Here is a 21,704-nt window from a genome sequence, read left to right on the forward strand (position 1 = left end):
AACACCCGTCTCTCCGGGGAACCGGCCGCCGTCCGTCCTCGACTGCTCCGGCCTCTCGGGGCGCTCGCTCTGCTCTCGATCGTCGCGATGATCGTCGGGGGAAGCGGTGCCACCGCCTACGCCGCAGCCCCAGTCACCAAGGTGACCGCCAGCGCGAACGCCAGCGGCGTCGCTCTCGGCAAGAGCGTCACCATCACTGGGTCCGTGTCGGTGTCCAATCGCCCGGTCTCGGAGGATGTGCGCATCGTCGGCATGCCGTCTGGGAAGACGACCTGGGTGCTGATCGGGACGACGCGTTCATCGAGCACCGGGAAGTGGACGTTCGGCTTCACCCCGACCACGAGCTACAAGCTGAAGGCAGAGGTCGCCAAGACCGCTGGCCACGGTGCAGCCGCGAGTGCGTACCTGCCGGTGGCAGTGCAAGCACAGATCTACTCGTCGGTCCCGGCCGCACGCTCGTACGCGGTTGCCGGAGCAGAGAAGTCCGCGAGCGCCGCCGTCTACGCACAGCTCGCGGGCCAACGCGTCAAACTCGTCGTCCTGCGCGGCGGGAAGTGGGTCGACTCGACCGTCACACGCGTCGCCAAGGGCGGCACGTTCGTCCTGCCGTTCCGCGTCGCCGCCGGCGACACTGCCATGCGCGTCTACCTTCCGGCGTCCGGCGGTCTCATCTCGAAGCTCGGTCCGGTCCAACAGCTCACCACTGTCGCTTCCGTGGACGCCCTGTCCGCGAAGACGACGTGCGTCGGTGCCGCAGGCGCGCCTTCAGCAGCGACGTGCACCAACCGCGCACTCGATGGACTCGCGCTGCCGACGACGGACGCAGCTGGGCTCTCGGCCGACACCGGCGGAGCATTCGCGAAGGGGTGCTGGACGGCGGACGGTACCGCTCTGGTCCCGAGCTGCAGCTACGGCTCGACGCAGAAGACCGCGTACCGGGTCGCGCTGGTCGGTGACTCGCATGCGGCTGGCTACGTCGCCGGCATCCGAAATCGCCTCAGTGCGCGCAACTGGCACCTCGACACGTTCCTCGGCGTCACATGTCGGTGGTTGGGGCAATCCGCCGGTGACCCCTGCGCGCCACGGTCGGCCGACATCGAGCGACGACTCCTGGCCGGCGACTACGACATGGTGGTCGTCGCAGGGCTCCGTCAGCCCCGCAGTACCGCGGGGAGCGCGGGAGCCGCAGCCACGTCGGAGGGCTACCGGACGGCCTGGGCGCCCGTGCTGGCATCAGGGGCAAAGGTCGTGGCCATCGCAGACCAGCCGTACCTCACCGACGAGTTGGTTGCCTGCACCACGACCGGGGGAGCGTTCGCAGCGCAGCAGTGCTCGACCTCGCGCACGTTCGGGCTCGGGGGGATCGATCCGCTCGCGGCTGCCGTGCGGGCCTCGCCCGGCGCGTCGCTGGTCGACCTGACATCGCACTACTGCACGGCTGACGCCTGCCCGCTCGTCATCGGCGGCGTCATCGTCTTCCGAGATCGCCATCACATCTCGGGAACGTGGAGTGCCACACTCGGACCGTACGTGCTGAACGCACTCGACCAGATCAGACGAGGGGCCTGACCATGATGAACCGTGCTCGAGGACGTTTCACGGTCCTGTTGACGGCTGCGGCCGTGGTGTTGGCGGGCCTCGGGCTCGCTTCGCCCGCGACCGCAGCGAGCACTTCGGCGGTGTCGCTCCGGTCGTCGACGACAGGTGCCGCTTACGGACAGGGCATCACCTTGTCGGGCACGGTGCGCAGCGCCAGCGCACCCGTCGCTGCAGCGGTCACGGTCGAGTCGCGTGACCTTGCCAGCACGGGCTCGTGGCACGCAGTCGCTGCGGTCAAGTCCGCGGCGACCGGCACCTGGTCGACTTCGCTGCAGGCACTCAAGGGCGGCCAGTTCCGGGCACGGGCCGTCGTCGGCTCGGCGACGGTCGCGAGTGCGGTGGTGCGGGTCCAGGTCCAGCCACAGCTCTACGATGCGGCGGCGGCGGGAACGGCGGACGTCGCAGTCGGTGGTGTGCGCGAGTTCACCGGTCGGCTCCACGGCGGTCTGGCAGGCAAACGGGTGAAGGTCGAGCAGTGGACCCCGACGGGTTGGACGTTCGCCGGGCAGTCCTACGCGAAGACGGGCGGAGGTGTCTCCATCCCGGTCAAGGTCACTCGTTGGGGTGCCGGCGCCTACCGCATGGTCGTCCCGTCCGGCGACGGACTCATCGTCAAGGCGAGCGGCGTGCTGCGAGCTGGTGCCTACGGGGCCGCGACCGCGAAGCTCGACGACGGCAAGCAGTGCTGGGGTGCCGACGCAGGGGCGACTCCGACGTGCGACGGTTCCCGCTGGGGCGACACCATCTCGCCCAAGCCCGCCGAATCCGAGAAGGACACGCAGGGAGCTTTCTCCTGCTACACCTCGGACGTCTCCGTGCCAGTGCCGTCGTGCCGGTACGGTTCGTCCCGTGCGGACGCACTCCGGGTAGCGGTCACCGGGGACTCACACGGCGCGATGCTCCTGTCGGGTCTGAAAGCGACGGCATCGACGCTGAACTGGCGGGTGGACTCCTTCGTCGGTCGGGGCTGCGTGCTCGCTTCGACGAGTGCAGGGGATCCGTGCCAGAAGCGGCGGACCGACCTCGCGAAGCGGCTTGCTGCAGGCGGGTACGACGTCGTGGTCGTCACTGCCCTGCGAAGTGACTCGGTGGACCCGGCGTCGTTCTCCGCCGCGTGGAAGCCGCTCATCGCGAAGGGTACGAAGGTCATCGCCGTGGCTGACGACCCGATGCAGTCCGAGGCCGCCATCTCCTGCGCAGTGGGTTCGAAGACCGCTTCGACCGCAACGAAGTGTGCGACCACGAAGTCTTCGGCCTTCGCGGTGCAGGACCCCTTGCGCGCGGCTGTGGCATCCACACCGGGTGCAGTGCTCATCGACCAGACCGGCCGCATGTGCGACGCGGCCCGATGCCCCGTGGTCATCGGTCACGTGATGGCCTACCGTGACCGGCACCACATGTCGGCAACCTTCGTCCGAACGCTCGTCCCGTACCTCGTCCAGGAGATGGCAGGCTCGTTGTGAAAAGGCCCTCGATGATCCTCGCGCTCGTCACGGCACTCGTGGTGAGCGCGGTGACTGCGATCGACATCGCGCCGGCGCGCGCGGCCAGCACCGTTCAGTACGGCGTGGGCTCGACGTCGCTGGCCAGCCCGTCGGCGGGCGGACGGTACCTCTACGTCTCGACCACCGGCACCGACTCGTACAAGCAGTACTCCCGTGTGCCCTGCCTGAAGGACCCGGCTTCGCGGCCCCCGTACCAGGACGCGTGCCCTGAGCCGAATGCGACCGCTCCGCTGCGGACGGTGCAGGCCGCCGTGCGCTCGGCTCACGCCGGTGACGTGATCGTCGTTCGATCCGGAACGTACGCGGAGGCGATCGGCTGGGGGATCGAGCGAGGTACCAGTACTCGACCGATCGTGCTGCAGGCGGCTCCGGGCGAGCGGGTCCAGATCAGCGGCACACTCATCATGACCTCGCCCGACTACTGGACGGTGCAGGGAATCCGGTTCCTCTACAACTCCGCTGTCCAGAAGAGCGGGCAGGCGGTCGTGCTCATGTCCGGCGGAGTCGGTTGGACCTTCCGGAACAACGAAGTGACCGGATCGACCGGAGTCGCGAACCTCCTCGTCAACGCAACCACTGCGTCCGGGACGGCCAGTGCCCTCCGCGCCGCGGCGCCACGTGACTTCCGGATCGCTGGGAACTGCATCCACGACAATCGAGCGACCGGCACCCAGGGCACCGATCACAACATCTACCTCATGTCGAGCATCTACTCGACCGGCGGCGTCATCGAGAGGAACCTCATCGCGGGAGCGCCGCGTGGGTCGAACATCAAGGCGGCCGGGAGCACACCGAGCACCGCCAACGGAAGCCCGCGCAACGTGTCGATCCGCTACAACACGATGCTGGCGGCGGCCTCCGGTGTCACCATCGGACTCAAGGCCCAGGCGGTCGTCGCCCAGCGCAACGTGATCGCGCTGCCATCGGGATCCGGTCCGTACGACGGTGCGGTGAAGACCTACCAGCTCGCGGCCCCGGGGAAGAACGCGGCGACCGACTCGCTCTTGTCGGGCTACGCGAGGCCCGTGTCAGAGGACTACGGAGTGAGCGCGCACCTGTTCACCGCCAGGAACAACACGAAGACGCCGTTCTCGTACACCGGATCCATCGCCAACTGCACCGCGCGCGCGTCGTCGGCGGCTGTGCTCGCGAACTACGGGCAGTACGCAGGATGAGTGCCGCCGAGGGATCGACATCCAGCAGGGCAGGAGACGAGGGTCCCGCTGTCCCTGAGAGCAGTGATACCCCGCCGACCTCCGCTGAGCTCCGAGACACCGTGGCCCGGCTCGAGCGCGAGGTCGCGAGCCTCCGGAACGAGTTGTTCCCTTCGTCGACGTTCGCCCCGTCCGTCCGGCGCGGCGAACGTGTCCGCGTGGACGAGCGCGTTCGGATGCACAGCTCGGACGAGGCTCCCATCGAGCTCGCGGACGACGTGAACATCTACCGTGGTGCGGAACTCTTCGGGCCGCTCACGATCGGTCGCGGCACCTTCCTCAACCGCGACGTGTACGTGAAACCGGGTGTCACCTTCGGCGTGCGGGTCGCGGTCGGCCCCTTCACTCGGTTCCTCACCGAGGGCCACGAGATCGGGGTCCGGGCGTCGCGAGCTGGCAAGAAGAGCTCGAAGCCGATCAGGGTGGACGACGGCGCGTGGATCGGCGGGGACGTCACGGTGCTCGGTGGTGTGACGATCGGCGCCGGTTCGGTGGTGGCGTCCGGTTCCTTGGTCAACCGGGACGTGCAGCCGAACACGGTGGTCGCCGGTGTGCCGGCGCGGCTCGTTCGGACGATCGGCGCCGAATCGATCCCGAACCGTCCGGAAGCCGATCAGGGCGTTCCGGACGGCCGCCGCCGACGCTGGCTCTCGCCGCGTCGGTGAACCAATAGGCTTGTCTGTCGTGGAGAACGACTACGCGGAGGACGTCCACGGCGTCCGGGTCGTCCGATGGAACCCCGGTGCCGATGGCGGCGGCCGGGTCGACAACTTCGGAGACCTTCTCGGGCCCCTTCTCACCCGTCGTCTCGTGAGCAGCCCGGCCGAGCAGGACGCGCGCCAGCCGTCCTTGCTCACCATCGGTTCGATCATGCAGTTCGCTGAGCCTGGCGATGTCGTCTGGGGTTCCGGCGTGAACGCGAAACTGCGTCCCCGTCGCCTGGACCCACGGCGGGTGTTCGACGTCCGAGCCGTCCGAGGACCACTGACCGCGGTCGCCCTCGAGTCGGAGGGCAGCAGCGTTCCGCCCTGCTTCGGCGACCCTGGTGTTCTCCTGCCCGCACTGTTCCCGGAGACCGCGGTGTTGGCATCGCCCGAGCGCAAACGACATGCCGTCGTCGTCGTCCCGAACGTGAACGACGTCGGACTCGATGCTGCTGGCGAGCACGTGGTGAGTCCGACCGGAGCGCCTTGGCAGGTGATCGAGGAGTTGCTTGCTGGCGACCTCGTCGTGGGGACGTCCTTGCACGCGATCATCACGGCTGAGGCGTACGGAGTCCCAGCCCGAGCTGTCCGGTCCTCGACGGAGAGCCCGGTGAAGTACGTCGACTACTACGAGGGCACCGGGCGCACCGACGTCGTCATCGCGGAGAGCGTCGAGGAAGCGATCGCGCTCGGCGGGGCCGAGGCGCCGGACGTACGGCACCGGACCGCGCTGCTCGAAGCCTTCCCGAGCGAGCTCTGGACAGGCGATCCTCCTCCGGCGTCCATCCCGGTTCGGTCTCTCGCGACGGTGGTGTCCGAGACGACCGAACGTGCGCTGACTGCTCGGCCCGGGGCCACTCTCGATGCCTGGAAGGAGATCGCGCGGAGGATCGCTGTCCCGGTGCTGCGAGACCGAGCCATGGTGCTGGACGACGCCGAACTCGAGCGCGTCGTCAGCGACGTCCGTCGACTCGACGCCGCCGGCATGCTCCAGGGTGTCGACGAGCGTTGGAACCGGACTCGCGATCTGGCGAGGTACCGGCTCGGCGATGCGCTCCGTCGAAGTGCGATCCTGAACGTGCGGGGAGCGGACTCGGTACTCGACAACGTCCAGCGAGCGGGGGACGACGGGCGCCTCGTGGTCGGCGGGAGCCTTCAGCTGCCCGACGGCGGGCTCGACGACTTCACGGTGTCGCTGTTGATCGCGGACGACCGACTCCTCGACCGGCACCCGGTCGAGGACGTCATCTGGGACGAGGTCGAGCCCACCATCGGAACCGTCCGGTGGTCAGCAGGGGTCCCGCTCGCGGAGACGCCGAACGGCGACTGGGTCCTCCTCGTACACATCGACGGTCCTGGTGGATCGCGTGATGTCGTGGTCAGGTCGGCGCCCACGATGACGTTCCCACGCTGGTGGCACGACGGTTCGCCCTACCGGGTCGACCGGACAGGACGAGGGTTCGCCGTCATCCACAAGGAGATCGAAGCATCGTGAGTACGCCGCTCCCGGCACAGGACGACCATCTGCGTCGCGACACGGAACCGCTCCTCTCCGTCGTGATCCCGACCCACGACGTCGAACCGTGGATCGACGAGCTCCTCGGAAGCGTTCTCGAGTGCACCCTCACTTCGATGGAGGTCGTCGTCGTCGATGATCACTCCTCCGACGGAACGTTCGAGCGTCTGACCGACTTCGCGTCGGCGGACCCTCGCGTCCGGGTCGTCCGTGCACACAAGCGAGGCGGCGCAGGCGCTCGCAATGTGGGATTGGCGGTCTCTCGCGGCAAGTACATCGCTTTCGCGGACGGTGACGACATCGTGCCCCCGGGAGCGTACGAGCGCCTGGTCGCATCGCTTGAGGAGTCGGGCTCGGACATAGCGTTCGGCGACTGGCTGAAGTTCTCCTCCGTTCGGACCTGGCAGCCGTCGAAGAACTGGCGTGTGTTCGACGAGTCGCGAGCCGAGGCCACGATCACCGACGTGCCAGCGCTGATCCGGGGCCGAGCAGTGTGGAACAAGGTCTTCCGTCGAGCCTTCCTGACCGCGATCGGGCTCGAGTTCCCGGAGGTGCCACGGTCGAACGACATCGTGCCGATGACACGTACGTACCTCTCCGCGCGGACCATCGACGTCTTGCCGGACTGTGTCTACCTCTACCGTGACCGGCCCGGTACCGGATCCATGACCTCGCGCGCGGGAGCCGACGCGGCGGCAGTGAGCTACTTCACCCAAGAAGCAGCGTGCGCCGAGCTCGTCTCGGCGCACGGGGACACCGGGCTCGCGAAGACGTACTCATCGCTCGTGTTCGATGCCGATGCTTGGCTCCACCTCAGCCGGTTCCTCCGTTCGGTCTCGTCCGATCGTGTCCGGGCAAGCGGAGCGCTCGCGGCGCTGGAGCACCTGGTGGAAGCCACGCCGCACTGGTCACTACCGGTTGCGACGCCGCACAAGCAGGTGTTGTGGTGCCTGGTCATGGCCGGTGAACTCGACGTGGCGATCCGCTTCAACCGCCTCGAGGAAGATGCCCGACAACGGGACACCTACGACGTGGAGACGCTGGACGCCTGGGTCGACGCCCTTGAGGTGATCGCTCGCCGGACCGATGTCCTGCCCAAGGTGAGTCGCGAACGAATCCTGACGGACGGCTTGGCGACCGTCCTGCTGCACCACGCACGCGATGTCGGACGCGACGCCGTCGACGCGTTGACCGAGCGGGTGGCCGGTGCTGGCCTGGCGGACTCGGTCGACCTCGCCGCGGTGAAGCGCGGCCCCGTGCGTCAGATCGTCCGCGCTCTGCAGCTCCGCGAGCCAGGGGCGGTCTGGCTGATCTCTACCAGCATCCGCACGCGACTCGTCGTCGACGACGTTCGCCTCGACCGAACCGGTGCAGTTCTCAGCGGACCAGTCGAGCTGCTGGGTGACGACGTCCGCCTGACGGTCATCGCACGCGCGCAGGGTACGGCGGGGACGTTCCGGATACGACCCGAGGCAGGTGCCGCGCGGTGGTCCGTGACCGTACCGTCGCACCGGGTTGCTCTGGGCCGCTGGGACCTTGTGGGCGAGTACGCGATCGGGGCTGCGACGGTCGAGGTCCCGGTCGTCACGGCACGGATGCAGCTCCCGCTTCCCGAACGATTCGACACGCTCCGCGTCCTCGGGGACCGGTCTCGCAACTGGCGGGTGGTCCTGGAACGTCGTCGCGCTGCGGCTTCGCGTGCGGCGCTGAAGGTCGTTCGGCAGGTCGTGCCTCGGCGCTGAAGCCCCTCTTGAACGGGCGGCCGCACGAGGGCGCGTTTCCGGTCAGGATCCCGGCGTCGCATCCGATTGGTCAGCGCGTGCCGTGAGCGCAGCTTCGAGTGCGTCTGCGAAGCGGACCGACACGTTCCACGGTGACAGTCGCCGTGAGAAGGCATCGTGCGTCGTGACCGGCGCGTAGGTGTCCGGCGACGCCAGAGCCGCTGCGATCCCTGACTCTGGTTCTTCGGGATCGTAGAACGCGATCCAGTCCTCGCCTTCGAACTCATCGCGAAGGTGGGGCTCGCCCGGCAGGAGCGCTCGGACCCCGAACGTCGCGGCGAGGTGGAGGCTCCCCGAGTTCAAGATCGCCCGGTAGGGGTACACGGCGACGTCGGCGGCTCGGAACCACCGGTCGACGTCCTCATCACGGATGAACGAGTGGTCCCGGACGACCCGCACCCGGCTGGGGAGCGAGTCCTCGACCACGGCGAGGTCTTCTGGACGCGTCCTGCCCGCAAGGAGCAGGACCGTCCTGTGGGCTTCGTCGTCAGGGAGTTCGTCGACGGCGGCGAAGAGTGCGTCGAGCCCCTTGTACGGTCGCATCTGCCCGAAGAAGAGCACTGCGCGGTCCGTCGGCCCGATGCCGAGCTCACGGCGAGCGGACCGTCGATCCGACGTGTTCGAGTAGACCCCTTGGTAGCTCGGGTGGGGGATCTGCACGACTCGCTCGGAGGGGAGCGCGTAGTGCTCGGCGGTCATGTCCACCGTCGCCGGCGACAGCGCGTGGATGACGTCGGCTCTGACTGCGAGTTGCCGACACAGCTCGATCTCGGAGTCGCGGAACTTCGCATCGTGGGGGAGGACGTTGTGGATCGTCCACACCAGCAACACCCCACGTCGCTGCGCTTCGTCGACGGCGGTGACGAACCGGGCAAGACGCGAGCGTGCGTCCTCCGCGTCCTCCGCGCGCTGCACGACCGGCGCAGTCCAGTGCAGGTGGAAGACGTCGCCGGCCCCGAGACGCTCGAGGAGCGCGACACCGCTCGCGAACGCGGTCGCGTGCAGCATGTCGAAGCCACGGGTGCGTGGGGCGAGGTACAGGTAGTTAAGGTACGGGTTGTCCTCCCACGCGGGGAAGACGCCGATCCGGCGGGTGCTCAGCATTGCGCTCCTCGGTGGACTTCAGTTGGCGAACAAGACGAGCGACAGCAGTCTGCCGACACTGGGCCCGGCAGCCGCCAACGGCTCTCGTCGGTCGACCAGGTGCCACCGCGCGTTCGCCAACAGTGGTTCGTAGGACGGCAGCAGCTCATCAGGGAGAACGCCGACCAGGTCTCGCATGAGCTCCACGAGGACTTCGCGGTTCTCGATCGAGGAGCCCAGGCCCCGTGCCGCAGCGATGCTGGCAGAGAGTTCGGTCGACGCCGTGGCGGGGCCACCGCTCCCCAACACACTGAGAGCGGGGACCTCCGAATCCTGCAACGGACCACCGAGTTCCGTGAGCGTGAGCGCGGCACGCCCTGCCGCAGCGGGATCCGTCGTCTGTGCGCCACGAGAGCGGAGCACCGTCTCGAGGACATCGAGTCCGTCGGCGCCGTCGAAGTGGGCGCTCGTCGTCGCCACCGCGGCGGAACTCAGCGTGTGCAACGGATGGACAGCGGGACGGCCCGAACGCGCCGCGGAGACGTACCGAGGGGCTCGGAAGGCGACGTAGTGCTGCTGCGACGACGACGGGGACGTCGGATCACCGCCGATCGATCGCAGCCCCTTCTTCACCTGTGCGACGTAGGCCTCCGCAGCTGCACCCTCCAGACCCGATTCGGCCTGCATGCCCTCAGCCGACTCCGCGCCCCAGATGCGTCGGGCGATGGCGTTCCCGGCGGAGTCCACCGTCACCGTCGTTGCTTCGTGCGCAGCCTGGGTCGAAGGTGCCACGACGTCGTACAGTCCCAAACCGGTGGCTGCCCAGCCCGACAACGCCGCAGCGTCCGAGATCTCCGGCACGGCCTCGATCGCCCGGCCGCCTGCCCTGCCGTGCAGTTGCTCGACCGCACCGGCGTCGGCTTGCAGCGTGACTGCTCCCTCGGTGCCCGCGAGGTCGAGTGCGCCTTGCAGCACGGCGTCGCCGTCCGGGGACAGGTGGACGGACGTCGGCAGGGTGCCAGGGACCTCGCGGAGCACCGATGCGAGGAACCCGGCAGACCGTCGGGCTGCATCGACGGGAGCGGAACTCGATTCGAGAAGCGTGCCGAGCGATGTCTCGTCCGTGTCGACGAGGAGCGGCCGACTGCACTGCACCGTCACGCCGCGTCCCGGGGCGACCATGGTGATCTCCCGCACGACCGTCTCGGTGGACAAGTTCTGGGCTGTTCGCCAGGACAGGCCGGTTCGGGCGAGCAGTGCCTCAGCATTCGGCGAGTTGACGAGCCCGAAGCGATCCCTCAGGTCCGTGAGCACCAACAGGGAGTCCGAGAACGCGACGAATCCGGGTCCGTGCGCCTGCAACACCGGAACGGTCCCGAAGAGGTCGTTGCCGAGGCGCAGCTCGTGACGGGTCCAGGAGGCCTGCACGAAGGCGCCGGACGGGGTCGCTCCGCCGCGTGGTCGCGCACGGTCCGATCGCTGCCAGCCGGCACTGCCGAACGCCACGAACGAGGCGGCCTCGGACATCGCGACACCCGTGAAGAAGGATCTGCCTCGAATGGCCGAGGCGACGTCCGGGCTCACGATCCGGACGGAGAAGGTCCCGTTCAAGCGTGTCGACCACTGTTCGGACGCGGGGGACTTCCTGAGTCTCAGCCAATCGTCGATCGAAGCTGTGGCTGAGTCGTCGTGCACGACGATGAGGTATCTCGACACCAGACGATCCTACGGGCCGTCGGAGAGCGGGAGTGGCGTCGCCGTGCCGCGATGCCATCAGGACTTGAGCAATGCGCTATTCTCACGCAGTGTCGCATCGTCGTTCTGTGAGGATCGAGATCCAGGCCCTCCGCGCTGCGGCAGTGCTCTCGGTCGTCCTCTACCACCTCTGGCCGAATCGACTGCCGGGGGGTTTCGTCGGCGTCGACGTGTTCTTCGCCATCTCGGGATTCCTGATCACCGGGCACCTGCTCGGCGAGGTCGCGCGGACCGGACGGATCGCCGTGGGCACGTTCTGGGCGCGTCGGGTCCGACGCCTCTTGCCGGCCTCGTTGCTCGTGCTCCTCGCGACGGCTGTGGCAGTGCTGCTCGTCGTGCCGAGGACATACTGGACACAGTTCTCCCACGCGATCCTGGGCAGCACGCTCTACGCCGAGAACTGGGTGCTCGCCTCTCAGGCTGTCGACTACCTCGCCGCGGACAACACCGTCACGCCCGTCCAGCACTTCTGGTCCCTCGGGGTTGAAGAGCAGTTCTACCTCGTGTGGCCGGTACTGCTGCTCCTGACGGTCCTCGTTGCACGCCGTCACGCGCACCGGGGCGTCGTGGTGGTGCTCTCGGTGCTCTTCGCGGGCTCGCTCGCCCTCTCGGTGTACACCACGGCGACCAACCCGAGCCTGGCGTACTTCGGGACGCACATCCGGGTGTGGGAGTTCGCAGCAGGTGGGCTCGTGGCAGCGGTGCAACCCGGGGTGCTGCGTGTCGACGTCCGCGTGCGCTCGGCGCTCTCCTGGTTGGGCTGGGCGGGGATCGCCGCAACCCTGTTGCTGTTCACCGGGGAGACCCCGTTCCCGAGCGCCACCGCGCTGCTCCCGGTTCTGGCGACCTTGGCAGTGATCGTTGCAGGTGCGCCCGCCGCCGGAGACGAACGGATCGACCGTTGGACTCCGACCGGGTTCATGGGCTTCGGGCCTGTGCAGGTGCTCGGGGACCTGTCGTACTCCTTGTACCTCTGGCACTGGCCGTTGATCGTCATCGTCCCGTTCGCGACGGGTCGCCCTCTCGGCTTCGTCGACAAGGTCGTGATCCTCGTCGCCGGGGTGCTGCTCGCGGCCCTCACGAAGCGATTCGTCGAGGACACGACCCGGAACGCGATGCCGAGCGCGCGCCGCCGCAACGTGCTCACGTTCGGAGCAGCGGGCCTCGCGATGGCGCTCGTCGCCGCGGTCCCGCTCGGGACCGTTCAGTACACGCAGACCATTCAGGCTCGGAGTGCGGCAGCAGCCGACAAGCTGGCCTCGAGCGGTTCAGATTGCTTCGGCGCACCCGCGATGCTGTCGACCAACACGTGCGCCGATCGCCCCACGGCCGCTGCGCTGCTGCCGGACCGGGCGAGCTTGTTCGACGACACCGGGGGCGCTTTCTCCTGCTACCGCCCAGCGGGCCAGGCAACCCTCCAACGCTGTTCCTTCGGAGCGGAGGCAACCGACGCGAAGAAGGTCGCGCTGGTCGGTGACTCCCACGCAGCGATGCTCATCCCCGGGCTCCGCGACCGCGCCGCCCGAGCCGGGTGGCACGTGGACACGTTCGTCGGGAACGGCGGTGTCTGGCGCCTACCCGACTCGGTTCCGGCGGGAAGTGACCGGGACTACCTCCAGGCGCTCCAAGACGCTCTGGTCGGGGGCGGGTACGACATGATCCTGACAACCGCCCATCGAGACCTGCAGACGACCGACTCGCGACAGCGCACGATCGTCCCGGCGATCGACGGCGCCTGGCGGGTTGCTCAGGAGGCCGGGAGCAAGGTCGTTCCGATCCTGGACAACCCGGAGATCACGACGGAAGCACTTTCCTGCGTCTCAGATGCCCCGGCCGATCAACGGTCCTTCGACTCGTGCTCGGTTCCCGAGCAGCAGGGACTCGGGGGTGCTGATTACAACGGCCTGGCGGCCGACGCGGCGGGGATCGCAGCTGTGGACCTCCACCAGTACTTCTGTCGTGACGACGCCTGCCCGGTCGTCATCGGCGGGGTCATCGTCTACCGTGACGCCCACCACATGACGGCCACCTACAGCAAGACGCTCGCGCCGTTCCTCGTGGAGGCCGCCGAGCGGGACGTCGATTAGTGCGCGTTCGTTTCGTCGTCGCCGGACTCGTTGTGCTCGTCCTGTCCGCTGCGGCGGTCATCGCGGTTCCCATCGTCCTGGCCGCCACGCCACAGCATTCGGACGGGCGGATCGCCGCTTCGACAACGGCCTCGTCGGTGCCGTCCGCTGGAGCTCCGACGAGCACGCCCACGCTCGCACCGACGGGCGCACCGATCCGGGTTGCGGTTGTCGGAGACTCGCTCAGCGCCGGGGCGTCGGGGTACCTCGGCAACGGCCTCGACTCCGGCAGCTGGATGACCTACGCGCAGGGCGGTCGGATCGAGTACGCGGGCGGCTGGGCTCACGCGGGAGCGACCCCCGAGGAGATGGCAGCTGCCGTCCGACCGCTGAGCGACGTGGACGTCCTGGTGATCATCGCGGGAACCAATGCAGTCCGGGTCGGAGTGTCGTTCGAGCAGGAGCGATCCGCGTACGACCAGATCGTCAGGACGATCAAGCCTCGGCAGGTGATCGTCTCCTCGATCCCTCCCTACGTCCCCAATCCACGCGGCGGAGTCCGGTACAACCGGGAGCTTCGCGCCTACGTGCAGACCAGGGGGTGGGACTGGTTCGACGCGTGGGACTTCGCGCGTGACGGCAACGGTTGGAAGACCGGATTCTCCATCGACGGCGTCCACCCCGGTTCGATCGATGGCTACCGCGCTCTCGGCAGGAACCTTCGCTGGCACATCCTCGACACCGCCGGCTGACCGACGGCGTCAGATACTCCGAACGGCGTGCTCGACCTCGTGCAGGACGCAGCAGAAGGACTCGCCGTCGACCACGAAGGCATCACGTCGGGGAATCGGGTCTCCGCATTCGGCGCAGTGCACCACGGAGCGGTGTGTGATGCGTCCGAGGTGATCGACGAGTGACATGCCGCGACGGTACGCTGCGACCCAGTGCTCACGCCTCGGACAGGCTGGCAGAACGGACAGGCACCACCGTGAGCTGGCCGCGAGGCCGGGTTCACGGTCTCAGCCAAGCGCCCGGACGACCCGCGCGGCTCCGGCATCCGCCGAAACCGCCTCGGCGAAGTCCCCGTCCGCCACGACCTGCCCCGCCGCGAGCCACACGACGTTCCGCGCGCCCGGCTGCGGCACGAACGGCGGGACTCCCGCTCCCGAACCGCCAGCGACCAGCACCGTGACGTCGTCCAGTCCGCTCGACCCCCGGTACCAGGACGTCGGCAGGTCGACCTGCACGGAGTGACCGGCGGCCTCGAGCGCAGACACGAGCGCGCTGACGTCCGCCACCCGGGTCCCGTCGTGCTTCACCGCGACCCGGAGACCGGCCGCGCCGGCAGCACAGGCAGCACCGGAAGCGCCGGCAGCACCGGAAGCGCCGGCAGCACCGGAAGCGCCGGCAGCACCGGCCCGGTCTCGCGCCAGGATCGGCCGCGACGACCGCACCATCACGGCGTGCCCCTTCGGCAGCCCCGGCTCGACCCCGAGCCACCGCAGTCCGGCGGCCTCGTAGTGCCCTGCTGCGTCCGCCGCCGGGTACCGCCCGCGCCAGCGCTCGTCGAACACGCGCCGGTTGTCCACGCGGGCGTCGTCGCGACCGGGGGTGCGGCTCTCGTGGTGCACGACGACCGAGGACGGCACGACCGCGAAGGCCGAGCCGTCCGGTGACGCGGCGAGGGCCCGGAGGCACAGGTCGACGTCCTCGAGCCCGTTCGCGAACACCGGGTCGAACCCGTGCCAGCGGATCAGGTCGGCGGCCCGGAACGCAGCGGCAGCAGCAGTGATCGCCGAGAAGCGGCGACCACCGGCAGCACCCAGCCGGGCGGTGTCGGTCCCGGAACCCGCCAACGCCCGCGAAGCGTCGTACCGCGGGTGGTCGCCGAGGAAGTGCCACGGCAGCACCTTGTCCCCGCCGAACACCGTGCCCGCTGCCTGCACGACCCCGTCCGGGTACACGAGCAGCGGTTGCGCGCCGAGCACCGTCGGGTCGTCCAGCGCGGCGACGAGCGGCCGCAGCCACCCGGTCGTGACCTCGGTGTCGTTGTTGAGCATGACGACGGTGCCGCCGGTGGACCGGGCCAGGCCGAGGTCGCTGCCCAGCCCGAAGTTCCGGTTCCGGTCCTCGCGCTGCAGCAGGACCCGCGGCTCGTCGCCGAACCAGGCTCCGAGCACGGCGGACACCGAGCGGGGGGACCCGTTGTCGATCAGCACGACCTCGACCCGGTCGCCTTCGTGGTCGGCGGCGTGCAGCACGGCGTCCACGGCGCGCCGGGTCATCGTCCAGTCGCGGAACACCGGCACGACGACGGAGACCAGCTCGGCGTCGCGCGTCGGTACGGCGTCGGCGAGGGCGTCCCAGTCGATGCGGTGGCGGGCGAGGGCGACCTCCTGCCACGACGCGGGCTGCGCGGAGGAGAGCCGTCGAGGGTCGCGGACGTTGTCGTAGTCGACGCCGATGACGGGCACGTACGCGGGCACGCCGGAGCGCTTCCCGATGCGCAGTAGCCACTCCCAGTCGATCCAGCGGCGCAGGGTCTCGTCGAACGGCCCGGCGGCGGCGGCGACGTCACGACGCACGACGAGCGCGTTCAAGTCGATGAAGTTGCCGGCGAGCAGGTCGTCGAGCGTGCCGTCCTCGCCGCGGTACGTCTCGGCGGGGGCGGTGGAGTCGTCGGCGTTGTTCGCGCCGATCATCCGGACGCCGGTGTGCACGCCGGGTCCGTCCGTCTCGAGCAGCCCGGCGAGTGCGGCGGACAGGTGCTCGGGCCGCCAGGTGTTGTCGGCGTCGAGGAACGCGACGAAGTCGCCGCGGGCGGCCGCGAGTCCGGTGTTGCGCGCGGCTCCGGCCCCGCCGTTCTCCCGCTCGACCAGACGGACGCGCGGCTCGTCGGCGGCCATGCGCCGCACGACGTCGGCGGTCTCGTCGCCGGATCCGTCGTCGACGACGAGGAGCTCCCAGTTCGCGTGCTGCTGCGCGCGCACCGATGCGATCGCCGCGCCGACCACGTCGGCACGCCGGTACACCGGCATCACGACCGACACGAGCGGTTGCTCCGCGTCACGCCGTGCGACACCACGCGGGTACCGGGCGAGTGCCTCGGCGACGTCGGGTCCGTCCCACGTGGCCCGGTAGCGGCGCCGGGTCCGGTGCTGCGCGTCGGCGAAGGCGCGGGCAGCGGAGACGGCTGCGTCGCGTGCGGCGCCCCAGGTGGGTGCGTGGCCACGGCGGCCGGGAGGCACGGGGAGCGCGGTCGCGTCGGTCGCGTTCCGCAGGAAGTCACGGAGCGCATCGAGCGTGGACGCCGGGCGGTCGGCCTCCGGCACCGAGGCGGCGTACACGCCGGCGTCGAAGAGCGGTCCGGTCTGGAAGAGCTCCGGTCCCTCCTGGTGCAGGGCGTCGTACCAGGACATCGCGGGGACGGGCTGGTGCTCGCGCATCCACTCGTGCTCGATGAGCGGGTGCAGCGAGAGCCCTCGCTGCCCGTCGTTGTGCACGTAGAAGGCGATGGCCTCGACGTCGCTGTCGAACGTCCGTCCGGTCTGTGCTTCGAGGTACGCGCGGTCGAGGACACCGAACTCGGCGATCCGCCGGGCCCAACGGTCGAGCCGGTCCGTGACGGTCAACGGCTTCTCGGGGCCACGGAACGGACGCGCCAGGCGTCGCGCGACGCGGCCGAGGCCCTTCGCCTCGGCCATCAGCGGCGACCCGGCAATCGTGCGGCGACCTTGGCGATCGCCTGGCCGGTGCGGAACGAGCGGCTCGCGCGCAGGTCGTCGAGCTCGCGGCGGAGTCGGGTGACCTCGTCGGAGGCGTTCCCCGCTGCGACCTCGGCGGCGGTGAGGTCGAGGGGGAGCAGTGCTGCCCAGCGGCCCTCGAGGGCCTCGGAGCGCGACGCGAGCGGCGCGGTCAGGCGACGGTCGAGCTGCTCGCGCGCCGCGACGAGTTCGCCGCGGGTCGTGGCGACGACGTGCGGGTCCAGCAGGGCGGCGACCTGGTCGGCTCCGGCCCGGTGCGCTCGTGACGACCACGGTGTCGCGGCCTGCTCGGTCCGGACGACGACGAGCTCGAGCGACCGCCGGTTGGCGGCGACGACCTCGGCGGGCGTGGGGTCCACGAGGACGGTGACGGTGACGAGGTCGTCCGGGTTCGGGGCGTCGGAGGTGACCGTCCACCCGCCGGGGGCCGACGTGCCGGGGGCGAGCCGGGCCTCCAGGTCGAAGCCGTCCGCGAAGGCCGCGTCGATCTCGACGACCAGGCCACCGGCGTCCGCGACGTGCCGCAGGTCGACGGCGAGGCGGGGCGGGGGACCCGCGGGCACCAGGGTGTCGGCGAAGCGCTCCGTCGCCGTCGAGCCGTGCCGCTGGTAGGCGGCGACGGCGTCCGGCAGGAACGGGTAGCGGCGCTCGAGTTCGCGCTGGTGGGCCGCCCGCAGGGCGTTGCGGTTGCCCGAGAAGCTCTTGCCGCCGGCGTGCAGGACCAGCGCGCGGTTGGCGATCCGCGACGTCCAGCCGTGCTCGGCGAGGCGCAGGCAGTAGTCGTTCTCCTCGCCGTACCCGGGGGCGAAGGCGTCGTCGAACAGCCCGTGCTCCGCGATCAGCTCACGGCGGGTGAGGAAGCAGAAGCCCATCGCGACCGGCAGCACCTGCGAGACCGGCAGGAGCGGGGCGACCGCGCCCCAGACGGCCCGCGTGCGCTCCTCGGTGCGTGCGGCGCCGCGGTTCGTCAGACGGTAGGGGATGCTCGCGATCGTGGCGTTGTCGCTGCGCGCCGTGACGACGCCGGTGCGGTCCTCGTCGAGCACGTCGAGCATGGCGTCCAGGAAGCCCGCGGTGGGGACGGCGTCGCTGTTGAGCAGCAGGACTGCCTCGCCGGCGTCGTCGGTGCCGCGGGTGTCGTCGGTGCCGCGGTCGAGTTCGAGGACGGCGCGGTTGCAGGTGCCCACGAACCCGAGGTTGCGGTCGTTGCGCTCGTACCGGAACCCGGGGCGGTCGTCGATCCGCTCGAGCAGGGCGCGCTCGATCGCATCGGCGTCGGGGCCGCAGTCGTTGACGAGCAGCACGCGGTGCACGGACGTGTCGAGGTGCTCGACGAGCCCGTCCACGCAGCGCAGCAGGGACTCGAGGTCCCCGTAGACGGGGACGACGACGAGGGTGGTGCGGGTCATCGGGTGGACTCCTCGTGGTGGTGCTGGCCGTCGTGCTCGATCGCGGTGGCGAGTGCGTCGACTGCTGCGTCGAGCGGACCGCCGAGCGCGTGCTCGGCGAGCGGGGCGAAGCCGGTGGGGCCCTCGGCCGCGGCGCGGCGGACGGCGTCGGCCACGGCCAGGCCGAGCGACCGGGCGTCGGCGGGGACCGCTGCCAGGTTGGGGTGCAGGTGCTCCCGGGTGCCGCGGAACTCGTTCGTGACCACGCGGGCACCGGAGATCGCGCCGTCGAACGGCGGGTGGCTCGGGTGCGGACTGTGCTGCAGCGAGAGCACGACGTTGGTCGAGGCGATGAAGCGGAAGTAGTCGTCCCACGGCATCGTGCCGTGGCTCACGAGCTTGACCTCGCCGCGCCCGCCGTCGAGCTCGACGTCGCCGTGCTGCTCGCCGGCCGAGTGGAACTCCACCCGGATGCCGTCGGCCGCGAGCTCCTGCACCGCGACGCGCAGGGCGGCGACGCCGAGCCGGAACAGGTTGCGGTGCTTGCTCGGGCGTCCGTAGAACAGCACCCGGACCACGTCCTCGTGCCGCCGGGCCGCCGCGACGCGCTCGAGCAGCTCGACGTCCAGGTGTGGTGCGAAGGTGCGCTCCGGCGGCACGTCCAGGTCCTCGACATCGGCCAGGTACTTCCGCAGGGGTTCCGAGTTGACGAGCATGCGGAAGCCGGCGCGGTAGGTCGAGGCGGCCACGGCGTACTCGGTCGACCACGGGCTGAAGCCGGGCTCGTAGTCCTGCACCAGGTACGCCACCCGGTCGTGGGGGACGACCCCGGCGGTGACCGCGACGTCGAGCGGGTGCGCGGTCTTCCAGTGCGTGGCGATCCAGACGTCGTCGCGGCCGAACTCGGTGTCCAGGACGTCCTCGCGACGGACCACGCGGACGCCCGGGCGGCCGTCGACCCGCGACTCCGGGAACCGGTCCGCCACGAGCGCCTCGGCCGCGGCGGCACTGTTGCCCGGCGTCGTCCAGCGGACCATGACCACCCGGACCGACCGGTCCAGTCGCGCACCGAGGGCGAGCGCGACGGCCAACGCCGTCTGGACACCCGCGAACGCCGCGCCCTCGCGGAGCTCGTCCACCACGAGCACCACCTCGGGCTCGCGGTCCACGGTCCGGATGCCCGCCAGGGCGAGGCTCGTCTCGACCAGCCCCTCGAACGGACGGGCGGCCAGTGGTGCTCGGTCGCGCTCGCGCCGTGCCACGCCGACGTCCACGCGGGACACCGTCCGCCCCAGCCGCTCGCGGACGTCGTTGCGGTAGTGGCCGTCCCGCGCGTACCGCTCGTTCACCCGGACGAGGTCGCTGACGAGGCGCCGTGCCTTCTCGAAGTTCATCGACCCTCACGTTACTGGGCGTGGGGGTGCACCTCGGTAGGCTTGTCCCCTGATGATGCAGCGAATCGACCTCCGTGGTGGCCTGCCCGCCCGTGCCGAACTCCTCCGACTCATGCCGCGCGCCGTGGGCGACGTCTCGCACGCGGTCGACGCCGCCCGCGAGCTCGTCGAGGACGTCCGACACCGCGGAGCGGACGCGCTGCACGACCAGGCCGAACGCTTCGACGGCGGCGCCCCGGCGAACGTCCGGGTGCCGGTCGCCGAGATCGCGGCAGCCGTCGCCGGGCTGACCCCCGAACTGCGGGACGCGCTCGACGAAGCCATCCGTCGTGTCCGTGCCGCGAGCGCCGCGCAGGTGCCCGCCGGCTCCGTCACCACGCTCGCCGACGGCGCCGAGGTGCACCAGCGCTGGCAGCCGATGCGCCGCGTCGGGCTCTACGTGCCCGGTGGCAAGGCCGTCTACCCGTCGAGCGTCGTCATGAACGTCGTCCCCGCCCAGGTCGCCGGTGTGCGTTCGATCGCGCTCGTGTCCCCGCCGCAGCGCGACCACGGCGGTGCGGTCCACCCGACCATCCTGGCCGCGGCCGGGCTGCTCGGCATCGACGAGGTCTACGCGATGGGCGGTGCCGGTGCCATCGGTGCGCTGGCGTACGGCGTCCCCGCGATCGACCTCGAGCCCGTCGACCTGGTCACGGGTCCGGGCAACAACTACGTGGCCGCGGCGAAGCGCCTGGTGCGCGGCGTCGTCGGCATCGACGCCGAGGCCGGCGCCACCGAGATCCTCGTGATCGCCGACGAGACCGCCGACCCCGGGTTCGTCGCCGCCGACCTCATCAGCCAGGCCGAGCACGACGAGCAGGCCGGCAGTGTGCTGGTGACGACGTCGGCGACGTTCGCCGATGCGGTGGAAGCCGCCATCCCGGAGCGCACGGCGGTGCTCGGGACGGCTGCGCGCCTCCAGACCGCCCTGGACGGACCGCAGTCCGCGATCGTGCTGGTGGACTCGCTCACCGACGCCGCGACCGTGAGCAACGCGTACGGACCGGAGCACCTGGAGATCCAGACCGCCGACGACGACGCGGTGCTCGCCGACATCGACGCCGCCGGAGCGGTGTTCGTCGGACCGAGCACGCCCGTCAGCCTGGGGGACTACCTGGCCGGCTCGAACCACGTGCTGCCGACCGGTGGTCAGGCGCGCTTCGGGTCCGGCCTGTCCGCGTCCACGTTCCTGCGGCCGCAGCAGGTCATCCGCTACTCGGCGTCGGCGCTCGACGGGGTCGCCGCGCACATCGTCGCCCTGTCGACCGAGGAGCAGCTCCCCGCGCACGGTGCCGCCGTGACGGAGCGCACGAACCGATAGCCTGGGCGACGACATGTTCTGCCCCTTCTGCCGCCACCCGGACTCCCGCGTCGTCGACTCACGGACGAGCGACGACGGAACCTCCATCCGCCGCCGTCGACAGTGCCCGAACTGCGGACGACGCTTCTCGACCACCGAGACCGCGTCGCTCAACGTCGTCAAGCGCAACGGCGTCACCGAACCCTTCAGTCGCGACAAGATCGTCTCCGGCGTCCGCAAGGCCTGCCAGGGGCGCCCGGTCACCGACGGCGACCTGGCCGTGCTCGCGCAGCGCGTCGAGGAGACCGTGCGGTCGTCCGGCTCGAGCCAGATCGACGCCAACGACATCGGACTCGCGATCCTCGCGCCGCTCCGGGAGCTCGACGAGGTCGCCTACCTGCGGTTCGCCAGCGTCTACCAGGCGTTCGACTCGCTCGAGGACTTCGAGGACGCCATCAGCCAGCTCCGCCGCGACCACCACGCTGCGGGCGCGTCGGCGGGTGCCGCCGATTCGGCTGCGGGGGCTGCCGGTCCGTCGGCCGGTGCCGGCGCGTCGGCGGGTGCCGCCGGCTCGTCGGCCGGTGCCGGCGCGTGAG

General features: G+C 70.3%; 15 protein-coding genes. 10 read left to right on the plus strand and 5 right to left on the minus strand.

Features of this window, described 5'->3' with window-relative positions; all coding sequences use genetic code 11:
• Positions 1 to 87 precede the first annotated feature (87 nt).
• The 6 genes from ACXKZB_RS08400 to ACXKZB_RS08425 all read left to right on the plus strand — a co-directional run bounded on the left by ACXKZB_RS08400 (position 88) and on the right by ACXKZB_RS08425 (position 8,280).
• A complete protein-coding gene (locus ACXKZB_RS08400; protein ID WP_488825665.1) occupies positions 88 to 1,569 on the plus strand; it encodes an SGNH hydrolase domain-containing protein in 1,482 nt (493 codons plus the stop codon).
• Between the two features lie 2 nt (positions 1,570 to 1,571).
• Complete coding sequence (locus ACXKZB_RS08405) at positions 1,572 to 3,062, plus strand: SGNH hydrolase domain-containing protein (RefSeq protein WP_488825667.1); 1,491 nt, start codon at positions 1,572 to 1,574, stop codon at positions 3,060 to 3,062.
• Between the two features lie 11 nt (positions 3,063 to 3,073).
• Positions 3,074 to 4,279 carry a chondroitinase-B domain-containing protein gene (locus tag ACXKZB_RS08410; protein ID WP_396290964.1) on the plus strand — a complete coding sequence of 402 codons (1,206 nt, stop codon included), beginning with the start codon at positions 3,074 to 3,076 and terminating at the stop codon, positions 4,277 to 4,279.
• A 215-nt stretch (positions 4,280 to 4,494) separates the two neighbouring features.
• Positions 4,495 to 4,983, plus strand: coding sequence for an acyltransferase (locus tag ACXKZB_RS08415; RefSeq protein WP_488825668.1), 489 nt, complete (start codon positions 4,495 to 4,497; stop codon positions 4,981 to 4,983).
• A gap of 19 nt (positions 4,984 to 5,002) precedes the next feature.
• Positions 5,003 to 6,517, plus strand: coding sequence for a polysaccharide pyruvyl transferase family protein (locus ACXKZB_RS08420; protein WP_488825669.1), 1,515 nt, complete (start codon positions 5,003 to 5,005; stop codon positions 6,515 to 6,517).
• A 62-nt stretch (positions 6,518 to 6,579) separates the two neighbouring features.
• Positions 6,580 to 8,280 carry a glycosyltransferase family 2 protein gene (locus tag ACXKZB_RS08425; protein ID WP_488825873.1) on the plus strand — a complete coding sequence of 567 codons (1,701 nt, stop codon included), beginning with the start codon at positions 6,580 to 6,582 and terminating at the stop codon, positions 8,278 to 8,280.
• A gap of 42 nt (positions 8,281 to 8,322) precedes the next feature.
• Here the strand turns inward: ACXKZB_RS08425 and ACXKZB_RS08430 are convergent, their stop codons facing one another.
• Positions 8,323 to 9,423, minus strand: a complete 1,101-nt coding sequence (locus tag ACXKZB_RS08430; RefSeq protein ID WP_488825671.1) for a glycosyltransferase — start codon at positions 9,421 to 9,423, stop codon at positions 8,323 to 8,325.
• Positions 9,424 to 9,441: 18 nt separating this feature from the next.
• The gene (locus ACXKZB_RS08435; protein WP_488825672.1) at positions 9,442 to 10,929 is read right to left on the minus strand and encodes a hypothetical protein; all 1,488 of its coding nucleotides are present in this window, start codon (positions 10,927 to 10,929) and stop codon (positions 9,442 to 9,444) included.
• A 296-nt stretch (positions 10,930 to 11,225) separates the two neighbouring features.
• On the opposite strand from ACXKZB_RS08435, the gene ACXKZB_RS08440 reads away from it, so the two are divergent.
• Both ACXKZB_RS08440 and ACXKZB_RS08445 read left to right on the plus strand, forming a co-directional pair.
• The gene (locus tag ACXKZB_RS08440; protein WP_488825673.1) at positions 11,226 to 13,244 is read left to right on the plus strand and encodes an acyltransferase family protein; all 2,019 of its coding nucleotides are present in this window, start codon (positions 11,226 to 11,228) and stop codon (positions 13,242 to 13,244) included.
• Entirely contained in the window at positions 13,244 to 13,975 is a 732-nt protein-coding gene (locus tag ACXKZB_RS08445) for an SGNH/GDSL hydrolase family protein (RefSeq protein WP_488825674.1), read from the plus strand. Before ACXKZB_RS08440 ends, ACXKZB_RS08445 begins: the two co-directional genes overlap by 1 nt.
• Positions 13,976 to 14,242: 267 nt before the next feature.
• Here ACXKZB_RS08445 and ACXKZB_RS08450 read toward each other — a convergent pair whose 3' ends face one another.
• From ACXKZB_RS08450 to ACXKZB_RS08460, 3 genes are read right to left on the minus strand one after another with little or no spacing between them, the layout of a single operon-like run.
• Entirely contained in the window at positions 14,243 to 16,927 is a 2,685-nt protein-coding gene (locus ACXKZB_RS08450) for a glycosyltransferase (protein WP_488825675.1), read from the minus strand.
• Positions 16,927 to 18,396: a glycosyltransferase family 2 protein gene (locus tag ACXKZB_RS08455; protein ID WP_488825676.1), complete on the minus strand. Its 1,470-nt coding sequence runs from the start codon at positions 18,394 to 18,396 to the stop codon at positions 16,927 to 16,929. The genes ACXKZB_RS08450 and ACXKZB_RS08455 overlap by 1 nt, the downstream gene beginning before the upstream one ends.
• Positions 18,393 to 19,769 (minus strand): rhamnosyltransferase WsaF family glycosyltransferase, encoded by a 1,377-nt coding sequence (locus ACXKZB_RS08460; protein ID WP_488825677.1) that lies wholly within the window; start codon positions 19,767 to 19,769, stop codon positions 18,393 to 18,395. Before ACXKZB_RS08460 ends, ACXKZB_RS08455 begins: the two co-directional genes overlap by 4 nt.
• A gap of 52 nt (positions 19,770 to 19,821) precedes the next feature.
• Here ACXKZB_RS08460 and hisD point away from each other — a divergent pair, with 52 nt between their 5' ends.
• Both hisD and nrdR read left to right on the plus strand, forming a co-directional pair.
• Positions 19,822 to 21,129, plus strand: a complete 1,308-nt coding sequence (gene hisD, locus ACXKZB_RS08465; RefSeq protein ID WP_488825679.1) for a histidinol dehydrogenase — start codon at positions 19,822 to 19,824, stop codon at positions 21,127 to 21,129.
• 13 nt (positions 21,130 to 21,142) lie between these two features.
• On the plus strand, positions 21,143 to 21,703 hold the full coding sequence (nrdR, locus tag ACXKZB_RS08470; RefSeq protein WP_488825681.1) for a transcriptional regulator NrdR: 561 nt from the start codon (positions 21,143 to 21,145) through the stop codon (positions 21,701 to 21,703).
• Position 21,704: the final 1 nt, after the last annotated feature.

Source organism: Curtobacterium sp. ABR8 (assembly GCF_057812125.1).